Annotated in this window: 3 protein-coding genes and 1 pseudogene; 1 reads left to right on the top strand and 3 read right to left on the bottom strand. The window is 74.2% G+C overall.

Annotation, left to right across the window (positions count from 1 at the left end):
• The 3 genes from B7767_RS24985 to lnt form a co-directional block, all read right to left on the bottom strand.
• Positions 1 to 195: SDR family NAD(P)-dependent oxidoreductase (locus tag B7767_RS24985; protein WP_143652623.1), on the bottom strand; the 195-nt coding region annotated here is incomplete at its 3' end.
• 54 nt (positions 196 to 249) lie between these two features.
• Positions 250 to 729 (bottom strand): NUDIX domain-containing protein, encoded by a 480-nt coding sequence (locus B7767_RS24980; RefSeq protein ID WP_085574168.1) that lies wholly within the window; start codon positions 727 to 729, stop codon positions 250 to 252.
• Between the two features lie 65 nt (positions 730 to 794).
• Positions 795 to 2,408 carry an apolipoprotein N-acyltransferase gene (lnt, locus tag B7767_RS24975; RefSeq protein WP_085574167.1) on the bottom strand — a complete coding sequence of 538 codons (1,614 nt, stop codon included), beginning with the start codon at positions 2,406 to 2,408 and terminating at the stop codon, positions 795 to 797.
• Positions 2,409 to 2,678: 270 nt separating this feature from the next.
• Here lnt and B7767_RS24970 point away from each other — a divergent pair.
• Positions 2,679 to 2,867 (top strand): annotated as a pseudogene (locus tag B7767_RS24970) (hypothetical protein); the annotation flags it as partial.

Genomic DNA, 2,867 nt, shown 5'->3' with positions numbered 1-2,867 from the left:
GTCCCGGGCCGCCTCGGCGAGCGCCTCCAGGCCCGCCGCGTCCCGGTCGACGGCTCTGACCTTGGCCCCGGCGGCCGCGAGCCGCAGCACGCAGGCGCGGCCGATGCCGCCGGCGGCGCCGGTGACGAGGGCGGTACGGCCACCGAGGTCGAGCGGGGTGGCGTGGGGGGCCGAAAGGGCACGGGGCGGGGTCATGTCTCGACCCTAGGCAGCACCCCCACGGCGCCCCATGTGGGCAAGCCCTACAGTTCAGCCGGTTCCAGTGGGGTCGAACCATGTGGGTGCGTCGGACATGGCTTGCTTGATCCGGAAGTGCGCGAACTCGTTCAGCTCCGGCAGCGCGTCCGCGGCGAACCAGCCGACGTCCAGCGACTCGTCGTCGTTGACCCGCGCCTCGCCGCCGAGGGCCCGGCAGCGGAAGGTGATGTCCATGTACTGGCAGACGTCGCCGTTGCCGTACGTCACCGGATCCAGCGCCTGGACCAGTACGACCCGCTCGACGGCGCAGCGCACCGCGGTCTCCTCCTCGACCTCCCGCACGGCGCAGGCCGCGGGCTGCTCCCCGGGGTCGGGGATGCCTCCGATCACCGACCACTTGCGGGTGTCGGTCCGGCGGTTCAGCAGGACTCTGCCCTCGTCGTCGAAGACGAGGGCGGTGACCCCGGGGAGCCAGAGGAGCTGATGACCGGCGGAGGCGCGCAGGGTGCGGATGAAGTCAGGAGTAGCCATGCCCCCGACCCTAACCGGCCGGTCAGAGCCCTCCCCGGCGCTTCAGGGGGCGTGCGGCAGGCGTACTACCGCACGTCACCGGCGCGTCGCCCGCGCACCCCGGCGGCGACGGACCATCCCAGTCCGCCCGCGGCGACCAGGACGAGGGCGATCTCCGGGAGGATGCCGAGGCGGGCGGCGGGGGTCCGGGAGGTGCGCAGCGGCACCTCCTGCACCAGCGAGTCGGCGACGAACATGCCGGTCTTCCGCGTGATCTCCCCGTCGGGCATGATGACCGCGCTGACCCCGCTGGTCACCGGCACGGTGACGGCGCGGCTGTGCTCCACGGCGCGGACCCGGGACATGGCGAGCTGCTGGTAGGTCATCTCGCTGCGGCCGAACGTGGCGTTGTTGCTGGGCACCGAGATCATCTGGGCGCCGGCGGTGACCGTGTCGCGCACCGCCCAGTCGAAGGCGGCCTCGTAGCAGGTGACCAGGCCGACGCCGGCACCGTTCATGGTGAAGACGCCCGGCTCGCCGCCCCTGCTGAAGTCCCGGCCGACCATCGACGTCCAGTCCTCGTTGATCGCCCCCACCAGCGAGCGCAGCGGGAGGTACTCGCCGAACGGCTGGATCTGCCGTTTGTCGTAGGTGTCGACGGGGCCCTTCTCCGGGTCCCAGAGGATCTGCTCGTTGAGCAGCCTGCCGTCCCTGTCGACCACGCCGCCGACCGAGATGGGCGCGTCGACGGCCTTGGCCGCCTTGTCGATGACGGTGCGCGCGTCGGGGTTGGTGAAGGGGTCGATGTCGGAGGAGTTCTCCGGCCACAGCACGATGTCGGGGTGCTCGGCCCTGCCGGCCGCGACGTCGGCGGCCAGGCGCTCCGTCTCCCGCGCGTGGTAGTCGAGGACCGCGCGCCGCTGGGAGTTGAAGTCGAGACCGAGGCGGGGCACGTTCCCCTGGATGACGGCGACGGTCACGGTGCCGGCCTCGGCCTTGTCACTGACCAGCGACCGGGCGGCGAGGGCGGCCACCAGCGGTACGGCGACGCTCAGCACGCCGACGACCGCCGCGGCCCGCCGTACGGTCCCGGTGCGCCGGGCCCGCAGGGCCAGCCGGACGATCTCGTACAGGCCGAAGCCGCACAGCACGACGGCGAAGCCCAGCACCGGGGTGCCGCCGAGCGCGGCGAGCGGCAGGAAGACACCGTCCGCCTGGCCGAACGCGATCTTGCCCCAGGGGAAGCCGCTGAACGGTGCGCGCGCGCGTACCGCCTCGCCGGCGGTCCACAGCGCCGCCGCCCACACCGGCCACCCGGGGAGTTTCGACACCGCGGCGACGCCCGCGCCGACCAGCGCGACGAAGACCGCCTCGATCACCACGAGGGCGATCCACGGGCCGGGCCCGACCTCCACACCGGTCCACACCAGCAGTGGCAGCAGGAAGCCGAGGCCGAAGAGGTAGCCGAGGCCCAGCGCCGCCTTCCAGCTCCGGCCGCGCAGCACCCAGCCGAAGACGGCGAAGGCGGGCAGGGCCAGCCACCACAGGGTGCGCGGCGGGAAGCTGACGTAGAGGAGCAGGCCCGAGAGCGCGGCTGCGGCGGCCGGGAGGAGGCGCACCAGCCGCCCGCCCCGCGCCGGGGGCGCGGTCCGCGGCGGCATCGGGTCCGACTCGTCGACGGGGGTTGCGGTGACGGTCACTCCGGGAGTCTACGGCGCGTGACCTGGCGGTCGACAGCACGGTCGGCGGGGTGCGGGCGCCGGGCGGGCCCTCGCCGCCTTCGGGTGTGCGGGCCGCGTGCCGCATCGTTTCCGCGCGACTTGTCACCACACATCCCCAAACCGTGCACCAGCCGTTACGGTGTGCCGGTGCCCTGGTCGTGCGGCCCGTCGCGGCGCCGGCGGCGGCCGGGGCCCGTCACAGGTCGGGGGCGACGACGTGGTGCGGGGTGCGGGGTGGGTTCCACAGGGATGGCTTCCGCCGGTCCGGATGCGGACGGCGAGAGACGGATCGGTCCGGACGCGGCGGGGGTCGCGGTGCTGGGGGCCTGCGCGGCCTGGCCGCTGATCACGGCGGCGGTGCGGGGCGGCCGTCCCGAGGGGATGCTGCTCGCGGTCCTCGCCGTGGCCGCGGGCTATGCGGCGGGCCGGATCGGCGGT

This window comes from Streptomyces sp. 13-12-16, from assembly GCF_002114215.1.
GTDB lineage: Bacteria > Actinomycetota > Actinomycetes > Streptomycetales > Streptomycetaceae > Streptomyces.
Note: the sequence above shows the minus strand (reverse complement) of the source record. Positions and strands in the feature narration are given on the sequence as shown.

What these genes read in the sequence shown, in the direction of transcription:
- B7767_RS24980 (WP_085574168.1), bottom strand. Translation starts at nt 729, where the DNA reads ATGGCTACTCCTGACTTCATCCGCACCCTGCGCGCCTCCGCCGGTCAT.